The organism is Arthrobacter sp. P4_F10, assembly GCF_056401435.1.
Window position 1 is genome coordinate 290,306 of sequence record NZ_JBFUJJ010000002.1, and the last position, 22,488, is coordinate 312,793.

At 65.0% G+C, this 22,488-nt stretch carries 23 protein-coding genes and 1 other RNA gene; 4 read left to right on the forward strand and 20 right to left on the reverse strand.

All coding sequences use genetic code 11. The features are described from left to right. Positions 1-96 precede the first annotated feature (96 nt). Positions 97-585, forward strand: a complete 489-nt coding sequence (locus AC1DR1_RS04255) for a hypothetical protein (RefSeq protein ID WP_364745912.1) — start codon at positions 97-99, stop codon at positions 583-585. On the opposite strand, the gene AC1DR1_RS04260 is transcribed toward AC1DR1_RS04255, so the two are convergent. The 17 genes from AC1DR1_RS04260 to AC1DR1_RS04340 form a co-directional block, all read right to left on the reverse strand. Then, positions 489-1,445 carry an SEC-C domain-containing protein gene (locus tag AC1DR1_RS04260; protein ID WP_229994932.1) on the reverse strand — a complete coding sequence of 319 codons (957 nt, stop codon included), beginning with the start codon at positions 1,443-1,445 and terminating at the stop codon, positions 489-491. The genes AC1DR1_RS04255 and AC1DR1_RS04260 overlap by 97 nt on opposite strands. Before the next feature lie 150 nt (positions 1,446-1,595). Beyond that, a complete protein-coding gene (locus tag AC1DR1_RS04265; protein ID WP_229994931.1) occupies positions 1,596-1,877 on the reverse strand; it encodes a DUF6221 family protein in 282 nt (93 codons plus the stop codon). Between the two features lie 77 nt (positions 1,878-1,954). Next, entirely contained in the window at positions 1,955-2,386 is a 432-nt protein-coding gene (locus AC1DR1_RS04270; protein ID WP_476966387.1) for a hypothetical protein, read from the reverse strand. A gap of 146 nt (positions 2,387-2,532) precedes the next feature. Continuing rightward, positions 2,533-3,336, reverse strand: a complete 804-nt coding sequence (locus AC1DR1_RS04275) for a tyrosine-type recombinase/integrase (protein WP_229994929.1) — start codon at positions 3,334-3,336, stop codon at positions 2,533-2,535. Between the two features lie 401 nt (positions 3,337-3,737). Beyond that, positions 3,738-4,106: a transfer-messenger RNA gene (gene ssrA / locus AC1DR1_RS04280) on the reverse strand. 101 nt (positions 4,107-4,207) lie between these two features. Beyond that, the gene (gene smpB / locus AC1DR1_RS04285) at positions 4,208-4,678 is read right to left on the reverse strand and encodes an SsrA-binding protein SmpB (RefSeq protein ID WP_476992225.1); all 471 of its coding nucleotides are present in this window, start codon (positions 4,676-4,678) and stop codon (positions 4,208-4,210) included. 115 nt (positions 4,679-4,793) lie between these two features. Beyond that, positions 4,794-6,197 carry a peptidoglycan DD-metalloendopeptidase family protein gene (locus AC1DR1_RS04290; protein ID WP_476992249.1) on the reverse strand — a complete coding sequence of 468 codons (1,404 nt, stop codon included), beginning with the start codon at positions 6,195-6,197 and terminating at the stop codon, positions 4,794-4,796. Between the two features lie 26 nt (positions 6,198-6,223). After that, complete coding sequence (gene ftsX, locus AC1DR1_RS04295; RefSeq protein WP_229994928.1) at positions 6,224-7,138, reverse strand: permease-like cell division protein FtsX; 915 nt, start codon at positions 7,136-7,138, stop codon at positions 6,224-6,226. Next, positions 7,135-7,953 (reverse strand): cell division ATP-binding protein FtsE, encoded by an 819-nt coding sequence (ftsE, locus tag AC1DR1_RS04300; RefSeq protein WP_229994927.1) that lies wholly within the window; start codon positions 7,951-7,953, stop codon positions 7,135-7,137. Before ftsE ends, ftsX begins: the two co-directional genes overlap by 4 nt. A 193-nt stretch (positions 7,954-8,146) precedes the next feature. Next, positions 8,147-9,262, reverse strand: a complete 1,116-nt coding sequence (prfB, locus tag AC1DR1_RS04305) for a peptide chain release factor 2 (protein WP_018775243.1) — start codon at positions 9,260-9,262, stop codon at positions 8,147-8,149. Between the two features lie 160 nt (positions 9,263-9,422). Further along, entirely contained in the window at positions 9,423-9,920 is a 498-nt protein-coding gene (locus AC1DR1_RS04310; RefSeq protein ID WP_356815791.1) for a pilus assembly protein TadG-related protein, read from the reverse strand. Then, positions 9,917-10,522: a TadE/TadG family type IV pilus assembly protein gene (locus AC1DR1_RS04315; protein ID WP_229994926.1), complete on the reverse strand. Its 606-nt coding sequence runs from the start codon at positions 10,520-10,522 to the stop codon at positions 9,917-9,919. Before AC1DR1_RS04315 ends, AC1DR1_RS04310 begins: the two co-directional genes overlap by 4 nt. Beyond that, on the reverse strand, positions 10,503-10,886 hold the full coding sequence (locus tag AC1DR1_RS04320; protein WP_229994936.1) for a TadE family protein: 384 nt from the start codon (positions 10,884-10,886) through the stop codon (positions 10,503-10,505). Before AC1DR1_RS04320 ends, AC1DR1_RS04315 begins: the two co-directional genes overlap by 20 nt. 45 nt (positions 10,887-10,931) lie before the next feature. Then, positions 10,932-11,183 (reverse strand): hypothetical protein, encoded by a 252-nt coding sequence (locus tag AC1DR1_RS04325; RefSeq protein WP_229994925.1) that lies wholly within the window; start codon positions 11,181-11,183, stop codon positions 10,932-10,934. Between the two features lie 257 nt (positions 11,184-11,440). Next, positions 11,441-12,382, reverse strand: a complete 942-nt coding sequence (locus AC1DR1_RS04330) for a type II secretion system F family protein (RefSeq protein ID WP_229994924.1) — start codon at positions 12,380-12,382, stop codon at positions 11,441-11,443. Next, entirely contained in the window at positions 12,379-13,233 is an 855-nt protein-coding gene (locus tag AC1DR1_RS04335) for a type II secretion system F family protein (protein ID WP_229994923.1), read from the reverse strand. The genes AC1DR1_RS04330 and AC1DR1_RS04335 overlap by 4 nt, the downstream gene beginning before the upstream one ends. Next, on the reverse strand, positions 13,233-14,456 hold the full coding sequence (locus AC1DR1_RS04340; protein ID WP_229994922.1) for a TadA family conjugal transfer-associated ATPase: 1,224 nt from the start codon (positions 14,454-14,456) through the stop codon (positions 13,233-13,235). The genes AC1DR1_RS04335 and AC1DR1_RS04340 overlap by 1 nt, the downstream gene beginning before the upstream one ends. Positions 14,457-14,870: 414 nt before the next feature. Here AC1DR1_RS04340 and AC1DR1_RS04345 point away from each other — a divergent pair, with 414 nt between their 5' ends. Further along, positions 14,871-16,427, forward strand: a complete 1,557-nt coding sequence (locus AC1DR1_RS04345) for a DUF2142 domain-containing protein (protein WP_476992226.1) — start codon at positions 14,871-14,873, stop codon at positions 16,425-16,427. Here the strand turns inward: AC1DR1_RS04345 and AC1DR1_RS04350 are convergent. Beyond that, positions 16,424-16,882, reverse strand: a complete 459-nt coding sequence (locus AC1DR1_RS04350; RefSeq protein ID WP_229994920.1) for a GtrA family protein — start codon at positions 16,880-16,882, stop codon at positions 16,424-16,426. The genes AC1DR1_RS04345 and AC1DR1_RS04350 overlap by 4 nt on opposite strands. 304 nt (positions 16,883-17,186) lie before the next feature. Here AC1DR1_RS04350 and AC1DR1_RS04355 point away from each other — a divergent pair, with 304 nt between their 5' ends. Further along, complete coding sequence (locus AC1DR1_RS04355) at positions 17,187-18,197, forward strand: substrate-binding domain-containing protein (protein WP_229994919.1); 1,011 nt, start codon at positions 17,187-17,189, stop codon at positions 18,195-18,197. After that, the gene (locus AC1DR1_RS04360; protein ID WP_476992227.1) at positions 18,194-19,855 is read left to right on the forward strand and encodes a DUF2142 domain-containing protein; all 1,662 of its coding nucleotides are present in this window, start codon (positions 18,194-18,196) and stop codon (positions 19,853-19,855) included. The genes AC1DR1_RS04355 and AC1DR1_RS04360 overlap by 4 nt, the downstream gene beginning before the upstream one ends. 95 nt (positions 19,856-19,950) lie before the next feature. Here AC1DR1_RS04360 and AC1DR1_RS04365 read toward each other — a convergent pair whose 3' ends face one another. Continuing rightward, on the reverse strand, positions 19,951-21,375 hold the full coding sequence (locus AC1DR1_RS04365) for a sugar nucleotide-binding protein (RefSeq protein ID WP_229994917.1): 1,425 nt from the start codon (positions 21,373-21,375) through the stop codon (positions 19,951-19,953). A 3-nt stretch (positions 21,376-21,378) separates the two neighbouring features. Next, positions 21,379-22,377 (reverse strand): dTDP-glucose 4,6-dehydratase, encoded by a 999-nt coding sequence (gene rfbB, locus AC1DR1_RS04370; protein WP_229994916.1) that lies wholly within the window; start codon positions 22,375-22,377, stop codon positions 21,379-21,381. Between the last annotated feature and the right edge of the window lie 111 nt (positions 22,378-22,488).

The window sequence follows — 22,488 nt, forward strand, 5'->3', positions numbered from 1 at the left end:
CTGCAGGTTTGCCACAGCATTGAGGAAAGACTTGGTGTTCACCACATGCCTTCCGTCATCAGCTGATATACGGCTGGGTCCCACTACGATGACGGCATGGCATCGTTCACCCTCGACGGGCAGACCTACGAGTACCTCAGGTCCGCGGCGGGTCACTCGGCGGAGGAGACGAAGTCGTGGGAGTACGGGAACTACCCAAGGGTGATGGCCCGTGTCCCGTTGGCCGCCGGCGGCACGGTGGACGTCTACGCCTCCGCCGAGCGCTGGAACGCCTCCAACGTCCTTGTCTCATGGACTGATGATGACGACCATAAGCACTGGGCATGGGTTCCGGCCGGCAACGTCAGACGCGTCACCGAATCCGAATGGGACATCGAGGAATACCGGCGCTGCCCCGAAAAACTGTGCGCCATCAAGTGGGGAAACCGGCTCCCCGGCTTCCTGCCCGAGGAGACCTTACTGACGCCGGCAACGCGCATGAAGCAGATTCATTTGGCGGCCCGGAACGTGATTTCGGGGGCCTTGAACGGGGTCTTGCCGTGGCAGCGCCGATACTCTAGTCCGCTGCCGCAAGGGCAGGGCTGACGCATTGGAACCTCAGTGACAAACTTTGCACCCGGAGAGGCCCGTTTCACAGTCAGGCTGGAGACCATGAACATTTCGCCTGGGGCCTCGACCACAACTCTGTCGAAGGATCCAATGTCGTGGACTCCACCATCGTAGGAGTGGTAGCTGCCTTCCGGCTCTCCGTATGGTCGAAGAGTAACGGCGTTCGCCCTCGTGCCGATTATCGGGTGGGTGGCCGACTGTCGAGGAAGGAGATTCAGCATTGAGTCCTTAACTGCTTGAGGTGGTATCCCCTCAGCCAGACGCTCTCGGATCGTTTCTGCCTCGCTGGTCGGTAGGGCGCGATGCTCTCCGATCCGATAAATCCACATCGGCCAGTCATCCTGCGGTGCCCGGACATAACTCTGGAACTCCGGCCATGCCAGCTCGTGATCTTTTTTTCCGCCCAACTCCTGGTAGTTCGTGATTAGCCACTGGTAGGGACCTTTGTACTTCCCCTCTCCAAAGAGTTGGAATCCAGTCAGGACGATGCTGAGGCGGGCAGTGGCCGGTCCAAGGTGCCGGATCCTCGGCTCGTTCCAGGCCGCGGTGAGGAGGAGGCGAAACCTTTCAACGGCAACACCGAAGTCGAGTTCGGCTTCTTCAAGAGCCTCATACATGAGATCCATGAGGACTTGAATCGTCGGCTGGCTCTTCTTCCCGATAATGGCCAGTCCGGTATACCCCATCAAGGCTTGAAAGGTTGGCGTCTGAATGTATGTCACCTTGGTTGCGTCTTCGCTATAAACCCCCATTGCACCGCGGTAGAACGTGCTGAGGCGGCGGTCCGAAAGCTGAACGATGAAATCGGGGTTAGCGGCGACGGTTATGAGCGTCAACTGGTGATCTCCAAGCTAGTCTCGTGTGGGTGCGGAAGGTCCAGCGTGCGGGCCGCGTCCCCGCCAAAGCGCGCATGCAAGCCCGATGTCCCGTCTCGATCCAGTCTAGACTCGGCGACCGACGGCCCGGCGGCCGGTCCCTGAGCAGTCCTATTGGCGCCAGCGCGGCTGGTAGTCCGGGTGGTCCATGTACGGCTCGGCGATGATGAACAGGAACTTCTCCATGTAGTCCTGGTCTCCTGCTGGTTCGAAGTCCCAGTCGATGCGGTTGAAGTGCGCGATGATTTTGCGCTTGACGGCGCACTCGAGCAGGATCCGCATGGCGATGATGTTCGCCCAACTCTCGGGGTAGGGCTCGTGCTGGAGGGAATCCAGTGACTCGGCTTCGTCCTCGTCCAGCCGCGCTTCCAGAAACTCGATGATGTCCACCATGCGCTCATACTGCCACTAGCCGAGCGCGTCCGCAGCAGCACCGTCGGAGGCCTTGGCTGGGCCGCTAGCTGGCCGAGCTAAGAAATGTCGTTCCCTTTGATCGTGGTCAGGAGCGTCGTGGCCACGATTTCCTGCGACGACCCGAGGCCCACCCAGACGTAGCCTTCCGCGACGGCGCTGAGGTGCCAAAGCTGGCCGCCCATCGGGACGGCCGTGACCGACAAGCCCGGCTCGAAGGTACGTCCGTGGTCCCCCGTGTCAGCGCGGTCGAGGTGCACCCTGGTTGTTGTGGTCGCTTCGAAGACCGACAGGAATCGCGGGCCAGAATCGGAGTCGGCTTGCGGCCTGGCGCGTCGCCCCGGCGCCGAAGACACCTCAGCGACGTATCTCTGCAAGGCTCCTCGAATAACCTCCGTGACCGTGTCTGAGCGCCGGGCGGCGACTACTTTGGCTTCCTCCCAGAGTTCGTCGTCAATCCCGATCGACCGGGTAGGTGTCCCCTTGCTCATGATGCGCGTGCCTTTCATTCATTTCGGATAGGCATACCTTACGGACTGTGTGCGCAAAGTACCCAATGTCTGTACAGGAACCCCGCACCAAGTTGCGATGGCGCAATGGCGTCCTCTACCGTGCCCTTAGCAGCGACGCGGGGCGATCAGCCGAGGGCGTCGGCCGCGGCGGCGTCGGATGCCTTGGCCAGTCTCGCGTAGACCCGCAGCGTGGTCTGCGGGTCCTCGTGCCCCAGCCGGGCCTGCACCACGTGCACGGGGACACCAGCGTCAAGCAGGTGCGTGGTGTGGGCGTGCCGGATCTCGTGTATCCAAGGCTTGCGGTCCAGCTCTTTGCCGACCAGCTCCCCCATGAGCGGCTGCCAGACTTCTTTGTGGAAGCGGGAGTTGCGGACGTAGTCGCCGTCCGGGCGGTGGAACACGAAGTCATCGAGCCCAATCTCCTGCAGGCGCTCCGCGAGAGCGGCGGAGAGGCTCGCGTTACAGGTCACGGTGCGGTTGGCCTTCTTCGTCTTCGGCGGCCCGATCTCTTCGCCCTTGCCCTTGGACTTCCATGCCCGGCTGACGCGCACCGCGGCGCGCCCGTCCCGGATTGTGATGTCCCGCCGGCGCAGCGCTGTTGCTTCGGAGTACCGGAGGCCCGTGCCGCCCAGGAAGCGGATAAAGAGGGAGTAGTGCGGGTCGATGCGCTCGGCAAGCATGACTAGATCCTCGGGCGAGAGGTAGACGGCTTCCCGCGCCTCGTTGAGATCGGCCTCGGCCACCCCCTTGGCCGGGTTGCGGGTCATGGTCTCGGCATCCATGGCGGTAACGAACGCGGCGGAGAGCAGCGCGTGGATGTTCTGCTTGGTCTTACGCGAGAGCGGCTGCCCCTTGGTCTGGTTGGCGCCCTGCTCTACCGTGAGTCCGTCTAGCCAGTCGATGACGGCGGATTTGTTGACCTTGTCCACGGCGTCCGGCCGAGGTCGCTGGAGGCGACGTGCGCGGCAGCCATCTTCCGATACTTCGCGATCGTGCCGGGCTGCGGCTTGCGGAGCAGATCAAAGTGCCGAACCACGACTTCGTAGACGGTCGGCGCCGTGGAGTCCTTCCGGACCTTCGCCGTGGCTGCAAGCTTGTAGCTGTTCCCATTGGCATCAAGGAACGCCTTCAGCTCGAGCGCCTTGTCAGGAAGGACAGCCAGCCGCGGGCGGCCTCGTAGCGCTCCCCCGCTAGTTCGATCTGTACCGTTCCGTCCCGTGTTGCTTCCATGCCTGTCCCCTATCGGTGCCGTTTCTCGCCAACAAAATGGGCCGTCCCGCCAACAGGCAAAAAGAAAACCCCTAGATCACAAGGATCTAGGGGCTAACTCTAGTGGAGATGGGGGGAATTGAACCCCCGTCCGATGTCGTGTTGTCAGGGCTTCTCCGGGCGCAGTTTGCGTTGGATTTTCTCGGCCCCAGCCATGCTACAAACAGCTGGCTGATCCGGGCCCAGTCATCTAAGAGTCCCGTTTACCCCGATGACGGAGGTAAACAGCAGTGGCTATCTAAATGACGCCAGGATCCGGGGCAATAGCAACCTCGGGCTGACGGACTGTCTTACTGCTTAGGCAGCGAGAGCGAAGTCAGTGCGTTTTGATTCGGCACTTATTGGTTTGCAGACAGCGTTTACGAGATAATTCTGCATCCTCGGCCCGCTTCACCTGTCGCGACTAACATCGTCGAAACCGATCATCCCCGTATTTTTTTATCAAACCCGGACCGGACACTTTCGGATCCTTCCCGGACTACCAATCATAGCGCACCGCCTCCAGGAAACATTCCCAGCGGCCCGTTGCGGCTAGCGGCGGTTGCGTTCGCGCATGACCCGCTGCGCCTCGCGCTTGTCCTGCTGTTCGCGCAAGGTCTGGCGCTTGTCGTATTCCTTCTTACCGCGGGCGACGCCGATTTCGACTTTCGCGCGTCCGTCCACGAAGTACAGCTGCAGCGGCACGATCGTGAACCCCGATTCGCGGATCTTGTGCGAGATCTTGGTGAGCTCTTCGCGGTGCAACAGCAGCTTGCGGCGGCGGYGTGCGGCGTGGTTGGTCCAGCTTCCCTGGTGGTACTCGGGGATGTGGATGCCCTCCATCCACAGCTCGTCGTTGTAGAACGTGCAGAAGCCGTCAACCATCGAGGCATGGCCTTCGCGCAGGGACTTAACTTCCGTGCCCATCAGCGCAATGCCGGCCTCATAGGTGTCAAGGATGAGGTAGTCGTGCCGGGCCTTGCGGTTGGTGGCCACTACCTTACGGCCACTTTCTTTGGGCACGGTAGGACTCCTAGGTTTTGTTGGTGGTTCACTCCGGCCTGATGGTGCGGAGTCTTTCCAGTTTACGGCAGGGCGGCGGCCGGCGCAGATGCTGCAGCGCCGGCCACCGGACTGGCTACAGCAGGTTCATCGGGTTCACGGCCCGGCCGTTGAGCCAGGTTTCGAAGTGCGAGTGGCAGCCGGTGGAGTTGCCGGTGGTGCCCGAATAGGCGATCAGCTGCCCCCGGTTGACGTGCTGGCCGGCCGAGACCGCCACGGACGTGTTGTGGTAGTAGATCGTGGTCAGGGAGTTGCCCTGGATGACGCCGTGGGAGATCTTGACGTTGTTGCCGCCGCCGTCGTTGGCCCAGCCGGCCGAGAAGACGGTGCCGGCCGCCGCGGCGTAGACGGGCGTGCCGCAGGGGGCGCCGAAGTCGATGCCGGTGTGCATGTAGCCGCCCTGGCCGTAGAAGTCGATGGTGCCCGCCGGCGTCGGACGCCAGCCAAACCCGGAGGTGATCGGAATATTACCCGGGAACGGGTGCTGCAGGCCAAAGGCCGACGGTGAGCCCTGGGCCGGCGGGACATAGGGCTGGGTGGCTTGGCCCCGCGCGCGGGCGGCGGCCGCCGCGGCATCAGCGATGCGCCGCTGCTCGGCCTCCCAGGCCTCACGCAGCTTCCGGTCGCGTTCGGCGATTTCGGCGGCGACGGCGTCCTGCTGCGCCTTGACCTTTGCCAGCTGGTTCTGGATGCCGGGCTTGGCGGCCTGGAGTTCGGCGTCGAGCCGGGTGGTGTCGGCGATCAGCTTGTCCACGGCGGCCTTCTTGGCCTGGGCCTCGTCCCGCGCCGCCTTTTCCCGGGCCAGCGCGGCGTCGGCCTTGGCCTTGAGGTCCGTGATCTCGGCCTCGACGGCCGCCAGCCGCGCCTGCGCGTTGACGTTCGTGGCGTTCTGCTGGGTGAGCTTGTCCATCGCGGAGTTCTGGCTGCGCAGGGCCTGGTCCGCGAGGTCGATGGTGTCCGTCAGGCTGCTGCCCTGGTTCGAGCCGAAGAACAAGGACAGGTTGGACGGGACGCCGCCGGACTTGTACGCCTGTGTGGCGATCTGCCCGATCAGCTTCCGGGTGTCCGCAATCTTCTGCTTGTCCGATTCGAGCTGCAGCGTGATTTTTGCCTTGTTTTGCTGCGCCAGGTCCACGCGGGCCGCGAGGGCCTGGACTTCCTGGACCGCTCCGGCCACCCGGCCCTGGGCGTCCAGGAGGGCCTGCTGGGCACCCGGGAGCTGGCCCTGGTACAGGACCAGGTCCGCCGCCGCCTGGGCGATCCGGCCGTCCACGAATTCGAGGGAATGCTGGACCCGGGCCGCTTCGTCGCGGAGCGCGGCCTGCTGGTCCTCAAGGTCGTCGGCGAATGCCACCGGACTCGAGGCTCCCATGCTCCCGGCCAGGACCAGCGCCAGGGTGGCGCTGATCATCCGGCTGCGGCGTCCCACCAAGCGAAGCCGGAGCGATTGCCGTACGGGGCGGCGGGCCATCGGTGTCATAAGCATTCCCTTTTCGTTGCGCAAAGCTAGACCCGCAAGTACCGGCGGAGGGTCAGCAGGGAGGAAATTCCGGCCAGGACGACGCCCAGGCCAATCAGGGCAGGAGCCAGGATCAGGGTCTGCCCGGGCGAAATGAAGGCGGTGTCCGGATACTGCTTGGACATGACCTCGCCGAGGAAGAAGTGGGCCACGGCCCACAGCGTGCCTGAGGCCAGGGCCGCGCCGATCACCGCGGCGATGACGCCTTCGAGGATGAACGGCAGCTGGATGACCATCTTGGACGCGCCCACCAGGCGCATGATCCCTGTTTCCCGGCGGCGGCTGAACGCGGAGAGCCGGATGGTGGTCGCAATCAGCAAGATGGCGCAAATGATCATGACGCCGGCGATGCTCACGGCCACCAGGGACGCCGCGTTCATGGCCGAAAACAACCGCTCCAGCAGCTGCCGCTGGTCGATCACGGTCTCCACCCCGGCCTGGGAGGAGAAGGTCTCGCTGATGATCTCGTACTTCTCCGGGTCCTTCATGTTGATCCGGAAGGACGCCGGAAGCTGGTCCGGGGTTACCGAGTCAACGATCGGCGAATTGGAGAACTGTTCCTTGAAGTGCTTGTAGGCGTCGTCTTTGGACTCGTACTGGAAGTCGTTGACGTACTGGGCCACCGCGGGCGACTGCAGCAGCTTGCGCAGGTTGTCCTCCTGCTCCGGCGTCGCCGGGCCGGTGGCGCAGCCGGTCGCCGTCGAACCGTCACTGCAGAGGAAGATGGCCACCTGGACTTTGTCGTACCAGTAGCCCTTCATCTGGTTGATCTGCAGCTGCAGCATGCCGGCGGCGCCGACGAAGATCAGCGACACGAAGGTCACCAGGATCACGGAGATCACCATGGACAGGTTGCGGCGCAGGCCGCTGCCGATCTCGCTCAAGACGAATGCAAGCCTCACGCCTGTCCCTCCCCAGCAAGGCGGACCTCGGCGCGGGCTTCGGCGCGTGACCCGGCCCGGGGCGGGACAACCGGCGGCTCGTCCCGGCCGCTGGCGTCGCGCAGGCGGCGCGACTGGCCCACCACGGGAATCATGGAGGTGTAGAGGGCCTTGGCCTCGTCGCGGATCACGACGCCGTTCTTGAGTTCCACCACCCGTTTGCGCATCTCGTTGACGATGTCGTCGTCGTGCGTGGCCATCACCACGGTGGTGCCGTTCTGGTTGATCTTGTCCAGCACGCCCATGATGCCCATGGATGTGGTGGGGTCCAGGTTTCCGGTGGGCTCGTCGGCCAGCAGGATGCCGGGACGGTTCACGACGGCGCGGGCGATCGCCACGCGCTGCTGCTCACCGCCGGAGAGTTCGTGCGGGAGGCGGTTTTCCTTGCCTTCCAGGCCCACGGTCTTCAGGACCTCTGGGACGGTGTCGCGGATGACGCTGCGGCTCTTGCCGATGACCTGCATGGCGAAGGCGACGTTGGCGAAGACGGTTTTCTGCGGCAGCAGGCGGAAGTCCTGGAAGACGACGCCGATTCCGCGGCGCAGCCGCGGCACCCGCCAGCTGGAGATGTTGGCGACGTTCTGGCCGGCGACGTAGACGGCGCCGGAGGAGGCGCGGTCCTCTTTGAGGACCAGGCGCAGGAACGTGGATTTGCCGGAGCCGGAGGCACCGACGAGGAAGGCGAATTCGCCACGGTCGATCTCAAGGTTGATCGAATCCAGCGCCGGCCGCGCCTTCTGGTCATAGACCTTGGTGACATTTTCGAAACGGATCATGGCCCTAAGTACCCTGCAAGACGGGGCCGCGAGGGCCCGGTTCTGCCGCCGGGGCAAGGGCTTTCGTTTGGGGGAAGTAGAGCTCCGGCCCCTCGACTATACGCACGGGTAACGGCGGAACCGCCGGAACGGCGGGGCGTGTCGCGCGATTGTCAGGGACCTGCCAGCCGGGGTTCCGGCCGGGGCGTCGAGCTTACTTCTCGGCGTTGCGGTTGTCCGTCCGCCAGCGGATGCCGGCGTCGATGAAGTCGTCGATTTCGCCGTCGAACACGGCTGAGGTGTTGCCGACCTCGTGCTCGGTGCGCAGGTCCTTGACCATCTGGTACGGGTTCAGGACGTAGGAGCGCATCTGGTCGCCCCACGAGGCTTTGACGTCGCCGGCGAACGCCTTCTTCTCCGCGTCCTCCTGTTCCTTCTTCAGCAGCAGCAGGCGGGACTGCAGCACGCGCAGGGCGGCGGCGCGGTTCTGCAGCTGCGATTTCTCGTTCTGCATGGACACCACGGTGCCGGTGGGGATGTGGGTCAGGCGCACGGCGGAGTCGGTGGTGTTCACCGACTGGCCGCCGGGGCCGGAGGACCGGAACACGTCAACGCGGATCTCGTTGTCCGGGATGTCGATGGAGTCCGTCTGTTCGATCAGCGGGATCACTTCCACGGCCGCGAAGGACGTCTGGCGCCGGCCCTGGTTGTCGAACGGGCTGATCCGGACCAGGCGGTGCGTGCCGGCCTCGACGCTGAGCGTGCCGAAGGCGTACGGCGCCTTGACCTCGAAGGTGGCGGATTTCAGCCCGGCCTCCTCGGCATAGGAGGTATCCATGATGGTAGTCGGGTAACCGTGGCGCTCGGCCCAGCGCAGGTACATCCGCAGCAGCATTTCGGCGAAATCCGCAGCATCCACGCCGCCCGCGCCGGCCCGGATGGTCACCACGGCTTCGCGCTCGTCGAACTCGCCGGAGAGCAGGGTGACCACTTCGAGGTCGGCGAGCGCCTTGCGGACCGATTCGAGCTCCGCGGCGGCCTCGCCCATGGAGTCGGCGTCGTCCTCGTCCTGGCCGAGTTCTACGAGGACCTCAAGGTCGTCGATCCGGGCCACGAGCTTGTTGAGCCGCTCCAGCTCGGTCTGCTTGTGCGAGAGCTTCGAGGTGATGACCTGTGCGGCGGCGGGGTCGTCCCACAGATTGGGTTCACCGGCCCGCTCGCTGAGCTCGGCGATGTCTTCCTTGAGCGCCTCGACGTTCGAGACGTTCTCGATGGACGCATAGGTGGCCCGCAGCGCGCGGATTTCAGCGGGAAAATCAATGTTTGCCATGGTTTTTTAAGCCTACGCTATGTGTCCTAGCCCCCTGACCCGCCCGGGTTGCCGTATCACTTTGAGTTGCCTTTATCACTGGTTGCGCTATCACTTTGAGTTGCCTAAAAGCCTGTTTGGCAGCATTTACTGATAGGGCAACAGGAGTGACGCGGGCAGCTCAGCGGCTGAGGCGGGACCGCGCCGTCGACGTCGCCTCGATCCGGATGCCGTCCGGCACCAGGAAGTTCACCACCGGCGGGTGGACGGCCGCGCTCAGCACCACGACGGCGGTGGCACCATCCGGGCTGCCCGTGGACGGCGCCACGGTCAGGCCGCTGAAGTGGCCGAACGCGCCGTTGCGGCCCAGATAGTCGACGGCGGCGCTGCGCACCCTCGCCCCGCTCAGGACGGCCGACGGTGTGCCGCCGGCGTTGCCCAGCTGGCCGAGGGTGAAGCTGTCCGCGGCGGCCACCGAGGCGCCGTCCGCGAGGGAGAGCAGCTTCTTGTGTTCGAGGTAGACGCTGGACGCGGCCATCACGACGGTCGCGACCAGCAGGGCAACCACTATGAAGCCGATGCTCAGCACCAGCACCTGGCCCTCTTGCCGGCGGGCTCGGGGCTGGTATCCGAAGTGCCGGGCCCCGGGGTGGCGGACGGCGCCTGCAGGGATTCTCACCGGAACCTGCCCACCAGCTGGGTTGCCGATGCGCTGAGCTGGCTCGCGTTCAGGTGAAGTGCATCGGTGAAGGGCACAAACGGCAAGGGCACCGTGAGGTGGACGGTGACCGTCACCGCCGAGCCGGGGGCCAGGCAGTCGGCCGGCTCGCAGCGGGTGTCGACGCTGGCGTTTTCCGCCGATTGGCCGTAGTCGGCGAGCGCCAGAACCACGGCTTGCTCCGCAGCGGCCTGGCCGCTTGCCGCGTCTGGCTGGGCAACGTAGACCTTGGCGGCCTGGTCAGCGGCGCCGACCACCGCGAACGAGCCACCCTGGATCTGGCCCACGGTGATGATGAAGTACACCAGCGGCACCATCAGCAGCACGGAGAGAAAGACGAACTCGACCACGGCACTCCCCTGTTCCGGCGAGATGGCGTCCTCCGGGCAGGTGCCGTGGTCCGGGTTGCCCCCGGGGTTCCGGGAGAGATCGGGGTTCCGGGAGAGGCCAGGGTTCCGGGAGAGCCGGCCCGCGCCGTCGGCAACGGGGAGAGCAGGGACGGGACGGAACCGTGACCCCGACTGTGACCCTGACCGTGGCCGTTCACGGCTGGATGGCCGCATGGCCCTTCACCTCCAAGAGCGCCCGGGGACCGATGAACCCGATGACGGGCAAGGGGGCCCGGACTGTCACCTCCAGCGTGCGGATGCCCTGGTACGTCGATTCGCTCGTGGCCACGTCCCGCGCGAACTCGGAGTTGAGCGCAGCCGTGATCAGCTGGACCGTCCGGTCCCTGGCATCCCCGTCGTTGCGGTCGGCCAGCGTGCCATAGCGGGCTCCCGAGGCGGCGGCGTCGATCAGCGTGTTCCGGACGTGGAGGATCAGGGTGAGCTGGACGATTGCGAGGAAGAGCAGGCTGAGCAACGCGCCGATCAGCACGAAGTCCACGACGGCGGCGCCGCGCTCAACGCCGTTGCTGAGCTGCAGGTTTTTACTGTGGCGCCCGTTCCCCTCACCCTGAGCTGCCACCGGCTACTGTCCGACCTTGTCCATGGCCTGGTTGAAGAGTCCCTCAAGCGCAGGACCGGCGAGGGCCAGTAGGGCGGCCACGAGGACTGCCGACATCAGGGTGATCATGACCCAGCCTGGGACGTCCCCGCGCTGGGAAGGGTCGGCTCCCCCTTCGGTGTGGTGCCCCAACCGCGGTCGCGACGCGGCAGACCACCAGGTCAACAAGCTGAGCGCGCAGACCACCAACGCCACCCGAGTTCCGAAGTTCTTCACCGTGTCCTCTTTCCTGGTTCTTTGGTTTCATGGCTTTTCTGTTTTTCTGGAGTCCTGAATGTTTCGTTTCTGTTGGTTCGTGACGCTTCACTGGCCGATTGCGCGCTTCGCACCACGGTTTGGCCGGTCTGGGGCCTGCGCGGCGTTCTTCGTATCCTGTTCCCTCGTCGTATGACTTTTCTTGAGTCCTGCCCTTTCGGCCCGGGTGGCCCCTCTCGTTCTATTCGTCCTGTTTGTCGTCGTGGTGCGGGAGGTCTTCAGAGTCCGAGACTGACTGCAGCCAGGCCGGGGAAGACGGCGAAGATGACCGTTAGCGGAAGGACTCCGAAAACGAGCGGGACCATCATGCCGATTTCCTTCTTGCCCGCAGACTCCATGAGCTCCCTCTTGGCCGTGTCCCGGACATCCTGCGCTTGCGCCCGGAGAACGTCGGCGAGGGGCGTTCCGCGCTCCACGGCCACGATCATTCCGTCAACGAAACGGACCAGCGGCCCCTGATCGGTCCTGGCCGAGAACTCGTGGAGGGCTTCAACGAGGGGTTTGCCGGACCGCGTTTCGGCGAGGACACGGGCAAATTCCTGCGACAGTTCACCCCGTGCGCTGCGGCAGACCCTGTCCAGCGCACCAGTGGCGCTTTCGCCGGCGCTGACGGCCAGGGCCATGAGTTCGGCGATACTGGGAAACTCCGCCATCATCCGAGTCTCCCGTTTCTTGATGTGCGCGCCCAACAGGTAGTCCCGAAGCAGGAACCCGCCGACGGCGCTTCCCACGACGGCGACAACGGCGACGAACGGGCTGAAGCGGCCGATCGAGCCGGCGAGCGCCACGACGCCGACGGCGAGGACAAAGCCGCCGGCCGCCCAGAGGAGCTGCTCAGCCCGGAAGTCCACTGCTGACTTGGGGCTGCCGGCGCGCGCCAGCCTGCGGTTCAACGCCGTGGCGCCAAGGTTGATGCGGCCCAGGGACCTAACACCGTCGCGGATCGCAGGGCGGAGGATTCGTTCCAGCGGCCCAAACGGGGTGAGATTCCTTGGGGCTGCGCGCAGGAGCCGGGATTCCAGGTTGTGGGTTCTCAATTGCGGGCCGATACGTTCGATAAACGTCGTTGGGCGCATGAAGGGAAGCCGGACGAGGAACAGCCAGAGGCCGGCCCCGAGCACGGCCCCGCACACCGTGGCGCCCGCCATCAGCCCCGTCATCGCAGGACCCGCTGCTCTTCCGGCAGCGCACCGATTCGCAACATGATGGCGTAGGACACCAGGGAGACGGCGAGGCCGCCCAGAAGAACCGCAGCACCGACCGGGGTGTTGTAGGCCATCACGGCCTCAGGACGGCTGGCCAGCAACACCAGGACAATCCAGGGCGCAGCGACGGCCAGGCGGGCGGCGTTGACGGTCCAGGATTGCCTCGCCTCCAGCTCACTCCTGGTCCGGGCACTCTCCCGCAGGAACTCGGCGAGGGTGCCCAGCAGCCGCCCGAGGTCCGAGCCGCCCACCTCCCGGGTGAGCCGGAGGGCCTCGACGATCCGATCCGCCACGGGATCGGCCAGTCGGTCCTTGAGCCGGGTGAGCGAGGGATCAAATTGGCCTCCCGAACGGTAGTCGGAACCGAAGTCCACAAACACGTGTCGAAGCTCCACGGGGCCCTTGTCGCCTAGTTGGATCAGGGCCTCGGGCAGTGACAGGCCCGCCCTGATGGCTGAACGCAGATGATCAACGACGTCGGGCCAGAGCTGGCGGAGGACCGCCGTGCGCTTTCTCGCACGCCACCGGACCATTGCCATCGGCAGCCAGCCGCCAAACAGGCCAAAGCATCCCGAGATCGGCCATGACCCTGTAACTGCGTAGAACGCGAGAGTTGCGAATGCCCCGATTCCAAGGCACGAGGCGAGCAGCCCTGCCGCGCTGACCTTTTCGATGCCCGCAGACCGCAAGAGGTCCTCAAGCCGACTGGTCCGGGACTTGCGCCGAGCGCGCTCAGGCTTTTCCCAGGCGGACCACCAAATCAGCAGGAGACCGGCGCCGCCCAGCATCCCCAGGAGCGGCGCCATCAGCGCTGCTCCAGCAGCGCAGCGACGTCGTACCCGGAGCGGGCAAACTTTTCCGCGGCCGGCATGGAGTTGGCCTTGGGCAGTAGCTGCCCGTCCGAGATCGTGAACACCATGGAAGACTCGATGATCCCGTTTTCCACCCGGCGGCCGAGTGACAGGATCTCCGTGACCTGCCGGCGCCCGCTGGCGTGCCTGCTGCAATGGACCACGAGATCGATGCAGGACGCGACAGTGGGAACTACGAACGCGCTGGAGATGTTGTCGCCGGCGAGCAATGGCAGCGTACAGATTTTTGTCACCGCATCGTGTGCGGAGTTCGCGTGCACGGTGCACATCCCGGGAAGGCCGGAATTCAAAGCAATGAGCATATCCAGGCTCTCGGCCTCCCGGACCTCCCCGACCACCAGCCGGTCCGGCCGCATACGCAAGGCCTCCTTCACGAGCCGCCGCAACGGAATCTCCCCCTGCCCCTCCAGGTTGGGCTGCCGGCACTGAAGACCCACGACGTCGCGGAGCGGCAACTGCAGCTCGAAGATTTCCTCCACCGTGATGACCCGCTCGCGCGTGCCGATGCTCGCGGCGAGGCAATTGAGCATGGTGGTCTTGCCGGCCTGGGTGGCGCCCGAGACGAGGATGTTGAGGCCACTGGCGACGGCCGCACCGAGAAACCTGGCCGCCTGCGGGGTCAGCGTTCCCAGCTCCACCAGGTGCTCCAGCCGGCTGGCTTTGACCACGAACTTGCGGATGTTGATGGCCCAGTGACGCCGGGTAACATCCGGGATCACCACGTGCAGACGGGATCCGTCAGGGATGGCCGCATCCACGAACGGTGAGGACATGTCCAAACGCCGGCCGGAGCTCTTCAGCATCCGTTCCACAAGGTCCCGGACCTGCTGGTCCGTCAGCGACACGGAGGTCAGTTCCGATTCGCCGTTGCGCGCCACATAGATTTCGTTCGGCGCATTGAGCCAGATTTCCTCGATGCCGGGATCGTCCAGAAGTGGCTGGAGCGGACCAAAGCCCGCCACGGCGTCGAAGACGAATCTCCGGGCCGACTCCAACGGACCCAAGGGAGGCAGTGGCGCCAGGAGGGCCCGTTCGTCGTAGTCGCTGACCGCCGCTTCGACCAGGCGCCGGACTTCCCCGGACTGCCGCAGGGGGTCCAGGCCGCGCCGGCGGATCAGTTCGCGGACCTCGTCCTCGACAATGCGTACAGCCTCCATGTGGCCCCCCATATGACTGCCGCCCCTGTGACGAGGCGATGAAATTGGCTTAAACCTAGGCGGCGCTGACCGGCCGGACAAGGGGTGCGGCGGCCCTCTGTGGATAACAGTCGCCGCCGCAATTCAACACCAGCCACACCGGTCACAGCAGGCTCACGGGTCTCACGCCTCCGCCGGGCCGAACCCACCGGTTGCTCAGACTGCGCTTTTGAACCCTGAGCCTCGTGGCCATACGATCGACGGGGGGACAGACTGGCCCCGGCGTCCCAACGCGGTGTTCTGCATGAATCTTCATGGGCAGCATTCCGCCTTGGCGCTCCAACGGCGCAGGACGCGTCTCTCATACCGAAATGGTGCACTGAACCCATGAGCCTTCCCTCGCGCAGAGCGCTGCGGCCCCGCAGGACTGAGCCCATGCAAAGTGAGCCCACGGAAAAGAGGCCCACGCAGACGAAGATCCCCGCACCGGTCCTGCGCTTCGGCGCCATCTTCCTGCTCCTGTCCCTCTTCAGCACCCTGTGGAGCCTCGCTTCGCCCCTGATGTCCTACCCCGACGAACCGGCCCACACCGTCAAGGCCGCCGCAGTGGCACGGGGGCAGTTCCTGGGAACGTCGGGCCAGAACCAGGGCGAACAACTGCTTGTCGTGGTGCCCAAGTACATCGCCGACACCGGATCGCTGACCTGTTTCGCGTTCAAGGTAAACGTCACCGCCGATTGTTCACCCGGGCTAGACGCCGCCGAGCGGCAGCCGACGCCCGGCGGGACATCAGCCGGCAACTACAACCCGCTCTACTACCTCGTGGCGGGCCTGCCCTCCAGGATCCTGAGCGGCGAACCGGCCATCTATGCCATGCGGATCCTCAGCGGCCTGTTGTGCTCGCTGTTCCTGGCCGCCACGCTCTTCGCGACAACGCAGTTCGCCAACCGCCGCTGGCCCGTGGTGGCGGCCGGGATCGCCATTACCCCGATGGTTCTCTACCTCAGCGGGGCGATCAACCCGAATGCGCTGGAGATCGTCACCACGTCCGCGGTGTTCGTCAACCTTTGCCTGGTCCTTGAAAATGCGCGGGACCTGTCCAGGTTCCGGTTCAACATCATTGTTGTTGGGGTCTCCGCCGCTGTCCTGGCCAACACGCGCGCCCTGTCACTGCTGTGGCTTGCTCTGGCGGTCATTGCCGCCCTGCTCATGGTCCCGCTCCGGGACCTGCTTCTGTTGCTCAAGGACAAGCTGGTCCTCGCCATGACGGGCCTGATAGCGCTCGCAACAGCCTGCGGTCTCCTCTGGCTCAAGACTTCCAACACTCTCGCCAGCTTGCTCGGAACACCGAGCACCACCACTCCCGAGCAGGCATTCGGAACCATGCTGGACCGGACCTTCGAGATCGCAGCCTCCTACGTGGCCCAGCTCGGATGGCTGGACACCAACGGCCCCACCGGCGTCTTCTATTGGTGGGCCTGCCTCACCGGAGCACTTATGGTCGCAGCGGTGTCCATCAAACAATGGCGACCCCGGCTGGGATTCATCGTGCTGTTCGCCGCAACCATCGCCATCCCGCCAATTCTCCAGGCGCAGGTGGTCTCGGAGCTGGGCTACATCTGGCAGGGCAGGTATCTTCTGCCCGTGGTAGTCCCGATGCTGCTGGCCGCGGGACTCGCCCTCCGCTTCCACCCGTTTCCGGATTCGCTCTTCGCCAAGAGAATCGCGAAATGGGCGATCGGGATCACCGCGGCCGCGCACACCGCAGTGTTCGCCAACGCCCTGCGCAGGTACGGTGTCGGAATCTTCACTGAAGCCAACTGGGGCGACATGTTCGGCGCGGCCAAGTGGGAGCCCCCGCTGGGCTGGCTCCCGCTGACCCTGGCCTATTTGGCAGTGACCGCGCTGGCGGGAGTCCTGCTCTACCGTCAGCTGTCCCCCAGCCAGGCCCGGTTCGAGGAACCGTTGAAGTCCGAGCCAAGCCYGCGCTAGTTGCGGTGGTGGGTACCGCCGGCAGGAGTGGCGGAGGCATCCAGGTCGACGGTGTCGCCCTCGTGCGCCGGCGCGGCCTTGAAGATCCAGTGCTTGTAGAGCAGGAAGTTCCACACTGTCGTGACGACGGTGGAAATCACCTTGCCGAGCGCATAGGACTGGCCGGCATCTGCGATGACGTTGACGATCACGTCTGTAGCCACGACGTTGAACACCACGAGGGCACCGTATTTAAAGAAGCTGACGTGTGCCCGGGCGCCGGACTGGAAGGTGAAATTCTTCTGGACAAAGAAGTTGAAAACCAGGCTGGTGAGGAAGGCGATCGGGGTGGCGATCCACAGATCGACGCCGCCCACCTCATGGAGGAGAGCCAGGAGTCCGAGGTCGATGGCGAAGGAAAGCCCTCCCACCACGAGGAACTTAACCAAGTAGCCGTCGCGCACAATGGTCTTCATGCGGTGAGCCAGGCTCACAGTTCTATCCCCATGATCCCAACAAACCGCCTGTAATCGTTGACATGTCCGGGCATCGTGTTTAGCAAGGACATCCGGCAAGTCTAGACCAGCACCGCCCACCCTGTGGACTGCCCGGCCCTGTGGACTGCCCGGCGGCCTGATCTGAAAACCCCTCGACACGGCGGGACCGGTTAGGGTAATAGGGAACGGTTTTCGGAGGCATTCCGGAACGGGAAGGGATTTTCTTTTGCGCAATCGGTCCACGGGCGGAGCTCTCGCCTGCATTCTGCTGTTAGGAATCGGAGTGACCGGTTGCTCCAGCGGCGCGCCCGTCAGCGAGGTCCGGGGATCACTCACGGCGATCGGCACACCCGTGCAGAAGGACCCGATCGGTGCCTGGAGCAACGCCTGGAGCAAAGATCTCACCGCCACGTCGCTGAACTACTCCCCGGACGGATCCAACGTTGGACTGACGGCCCTGGCCACGCGCCAGGCCTACTTCGCAGCCCTCGACGGCCCCCTCAGCCCGGAACAGCAGAACCAGACCAAGGACGTGTGCGGACCGGCCGGGGCTTTTTCCGTTCCCGTTTCCGTGACCTCCATCGGAGTGGCCCTCAACAACCCGAGCCTTCGCAACGTAAAGCTCAGCCGCGAAGTCCTCGCCGGCATCTTCTCCGGCTCCATCACGCGCTGGGACGCGCCTGAAATCGCGGACATCAACCCCGGGACCGCCCTGCCCTCCGACGACATCGCCCCCATCATGGCCACGGAGCCCAGCGTGGAAACCGAGGCGGCCACAAAGTACCTCAGCGCCGACGCCGCGTGGACCTCGGGAGTGTCCGCCACGTGGCCGAAGACCGAGAACGATAACGCCGTCACGGTCAAGAAACACTCCGACCTTGCCGACAAGGTCGACAAGACCCCGGGCGGCATCGCCTTCATGGACCTCGGCTCGATCGGCAGCCGCTTTGAAACCGCGCTGCTCTCCTTCGGCGGCGGTTACGTGCGCATGTCCAAGGACTCGGCCGCTACAGCCGCCCAAGAGGGCAGCACCCGGACCCTGCCCACCGGGGTGGAATTCGCGCTGCCCGAGACAAGCGAGCAAGGCTACGCCCTCGGCGTCGTCGGCTACCAGGCGTTCTGCAGCGAGTATTCGAACCACCAACTCAGCACCCTCGTGAAGTCCTGGGGGGAATTCGTCCTCAGTCCCGACGGCCAGGTCACGTCAGCGTACTTCGCCAATGTCGCCTCACCCAGCGAAGCTGCCATGCGGGAGTCCAAGAAACTGATTGACACGATCGGGGACGCACAGTGATCCACGCAACCGAGGCGGAACAGCCCTCCCCTGCAGGCTCCGCGCCGGGCACCGGAAAGGCGCGGCGGTTCGCGTTGTCACCGGCCACCCGCAGCGGCATGGGCATCTTCCTTCCCGTCTTCGGCCTCCTCTCGATCCTCATCACCCTGTGGATCCTGGCCACACCGCTCATGGCCTATCCGGACGAACCCTCGCACACCATCAAGGCGGCCGCTGTCGCCCGGGGGCAGTTCTTCCCGAGCCCCGGCGAATCCTACGGCCACGGAGTCCACGTGCAGGTTCCGTCCTACATCGCCAACGTGCAGTCACAGATGTGCTTCCCCTTCCAGGTGACGAAACCGGCAGGCTGCGCCCCGGCGATCCCCCTCGATGACAACGACCTCACCATCGGTGTGACATCGGCCGGGCTCTACAACCCCTTCTACTACTGGCTCGTCGGGCTGCCCAGCCTCTTCATGTCCGGTGCGCCGGCGATCTTCGCCATGCGGATCGTCAGCGGCCTGTTGTCCGCCGCCTTCTACGCCGCCGGCTTTACCGCCTTATCCCGCCTGCGGCACCCCAAGTGGCCGCTCGTCGCGGCGACGATTGGGACGACGCCGATGGTCCTGTTCCTAGCCAGCGGCATCAACCCCAACTCGCTGGAAATCGCTGCGTCCATGGCCGCCTTCTGCGGGCTGGTGTCCGTGCTGGAGAATTCGCGGCACCTTGACCGGGCACGCCCGGCCATCCTGACCGTCGGCATCGCGGCCGCGGCACTCGCCAACACCCGGAACGTGTCCCTCCTGTGGCTGCTCTGCGGCGCAATCGTTGCCTGCCTCTTCTTCCGGCGCGCGGACATCGCCGCCATCTTCAGGAACCGGGTGGTGCTGGCGGTGACCGCGCTGACCACCGTGGGAATCGTCCTGGGCGTGGCGTGGAACTTCCTCATGTTCAGGGCGCCGGCCTCCGCCGGTGAAGCCCCGGCCGGGATTTCGAACGTCCAAGGCGAGGTGCGCCCCTACAACGCGTTCCTGACCATGATGGACAAGTCCTTTGACTTTGCCGGCCAGTACATCGGCGTCGCGGGTTGGCTGGATGCCCCCGTTCCGCAGGCCGTCCACATGTTCTGGAACATGTTGCTGTTCGGCCTCATCCTCACGGTGTTGCTGGTCCGGCCCTACCGGCTGCAGGCCGCGTTCTGGGTCGCGGTCGCGTTGCTGGCGGTGGTCCCTGCCGTGGTGCAGGCCGCCCTCATCAACACCGCCGGCTTCATCTGGCAGGGCCGGTACAGCCTGCCGCTGTTCACCATCGCGATCATCTCGGCGGGGCTTGCCATGCGGTTCCGGCCGTTCGGACGGAGCCCGCAGAGCCGGACGATCGCCCGGATCCTGCTGCTGGCCGGCTGCATCGCGCAGACCTACGCGTTCGTGAATGTGCTCCGGCGCTACGTCGTAGGACTCCAGGAAACGGCCAACTGGCAGACGATGTTCACCGTGCCTGGCTGGCAGCCGCCGCTGACCTGGGAGGTCCTTACCCTGGCCTTCGCTGCCGCGGTGCTGCTGTGTGCGTCCAAACTCTTCGGCTACCTTTTCCCGGGCCATGCCCTGCTCCCGAAGGGGCCATGGCTCAGGAGGAAGCGCTCCAGCAAGCGTCCCGCTGCCGCCACGGCGGCCAACTGAGCCGCACTCCCCCGGCCTGCACAAAACAACACCAGGCCAGCACCAAAAAAGACCCGTCCACGCGAAGCGCGTGAACGGGTCTTTTTTGCCAATCCTCAGTGCTGGGAAACCGATGCCCCCATGTACTCCTTGAGCCGTTCGGACGACAGCGGCGGGACAAACCCGGTGGCCTTGATCTTCGCCAGCTCGAGGGCGCTGTTCAACGGGCGCGGCGAGACGGCCTTGCCCTTGAAGTACTCCTCCGTGCTCACGCCGGTCACGGCCTCCCGCGGCTTGCCGGCGAGCTCGTAGACGTCCCCGGCGATGTCCGCCCAGGACTGCGGCTCGCCGTCGCTGCTGAGGTTGTAGACACCGTAGGCGGCGCCCGATTCCAGCAGGTGCCGGATGCCGGCGGCAATGTCTTCCGTGAAGCTCAACCGCCCGATCTGGTCGTCGACAACCGACGGTTCAATGCCGCGCTCCGCGAGCGAGGCCATGGTCCGGACGAAGTTGTTGCCCTCGCCGATCACCCAGCTGGTGCGCACGATGTAGTGCCGGGGCACCACGCTGACGACGGCGTCGCCCGCGGCTTTGGTCTGGCCGTAGACGCCCAGGGGCGCCACCGGCTCCGATTCATCGTGCGTGGCGCGGGCGCCGTCGAACACATAGTCCGAGGACACGTGCACCAGTGTGAGGTCGTGCTCGACGGCGGTGCGGGCCAGCCGGGCCACGGCGGTGACGTTGACCGCCCAGGCGGCGGCACGGCCCTCGGCCGACTCGGCGGCATCCACCGCAGTGTAGGCCGCGGCGTTGATGATGGCCGAGTAGTTCTTCCAGTTGCGTCCGGCGAAGGCATCCTCGCTGCCGAGGTCCAACTCGTCCCGGCCGGCAAACTCAACGGACGTGTCGCCGTCGTACTGTTTGCGCAGGGCCTTGCCGAGCTGGCCGTTGGCGCCCACCACGAGGACCTTTTTCGGCGGCATCGGGGTGACGTCAGCCAGGCGCGGGTGCGCCTTGTCCTTGTCCGAGAGCTCCGCCTGGCCCAGCGGCACCGGCCAGCTGATGGCCGCCGTCTCGTCGGCGAGGTTCAGGAACGTGTACTGGCCCTGCGCGTCGGCGGACCAGTGGTCGTTGACGAGGTAGGTGTAGGCGGTGTTGTCCTCCAGCGTCTGGAAGGCGTTCCCCACCCCGCGGGGAATGAAGATGGCCTGGCTGGGATCCATCTCGGCGGTGAACACGGCGCCGAACGTCGGGCCTTCGCGCAGGTCCACCCAGGCGCCGAAAATCCTGCCGGTGGCCACGGAGATGAACTTGTCCCACGGCTCGGCATGGATGCCGCGCGTGGTGCCGGCCGATTCGTTGAACGAGATGTTGTTCTGCACCGGATGGAAGTCGGGCAGGCCGAGCGCCACCATCTTTTCCCGCTGCCAGTTCTCCTTGAACCAGCCCCGGTTGTCGCCGTGGACCGGAAGGTCGTAGAGGACGACGCCGGGAATCGGGGTTTCGTGCGCTGTGAGCTTCTTCGAGAACTCGATCGTCATTATCTACTGGCCCTGTTCCTTGTACTTGGCTTCCGTCGCGGCCTTCTGCGGACGCCACCAGTCCTCGTTGTTCCGGTACCAGGCGATGGTGTCTTCAATGCCGGCCTCGAAGTTGGAGAACTGCGGCTCCCAGCCGAGTTCGTCGCGAAGCTTGGCGGAGTCGATCGCGTACCGCATGTCGTGCCCGGGCCGGTCCACCACGTGGTCGTAGGCGTCCGGCGCCTGGCCCATGTGCTTGAGGATCAGTTCGACGACGTCCTTGTTGTTCTTCTCGCCGTCGGCGCCGATCAGGTAGGTCTCCCCGATCCGGCCCTTGGCGATGATCGCCAGGACGGCGGACGAGTGGTCATTGGCGTGGATCCAGTCCCGGACGTTCTCGCCCTTGCCATACAGCTTGGGGCGGATGCCGTCGATCACGTTGGTGATCTGGCGCGGGATGAACTTCTCCACGTGCTGGTACGGGCCGTAGTTGTTCGAGCAGTTGCTGATGGTCGCCTGCAGGCCAAAGGACCGCACCCAGGCGCGGACCAGGAGGTCCGAGCCCGCCTTGGTGGAGGAATACGGGCTGGAGGGGTTGTACGGTGTGCTCTCGGTGAACCGTTCCGGGTCATCGAGCTCGAGGTCGCCGTAAACCTCGTCGGTGGAGATGTGGTGGAACCGCTTGTTGTGCTTCCGCGCGGCCTCGATCAGGGTGTACGTCCCGATGATGTTCGTGTCCAGGAACGGTCGCGGATCGTGCAGCGAGTTGTCGTTGTGGGATTCCGCCGCGTAGTGGACCACCACATCCGTTGCGGCAACCAGGCTCTCAACCACAGCGGCGTCGCAGATGTCGCCCTGCACCAGCGTAAAGCGGTCTGCAGGCAGGTCCGCCAGCGACTCTATATTGCCCGCGTAGGTGAGCTTGTCGAGGACAGTGACGTGGTGGTCTGTGTTCTCCAGTACGTAGTGGACAAAATTGGAACCGATGAATCCGGCACCGCCGGTGACGAGGAGTTTCTGCATTAGGCCAGCTTACCGGCTGCCTAATTTCTCCCTCGCCGGGGGCGGCACACCAGCCGCAACACTGGCCACAGTAGTAACAGTGATGGCAATTGGGTACTCTTTACGCACATA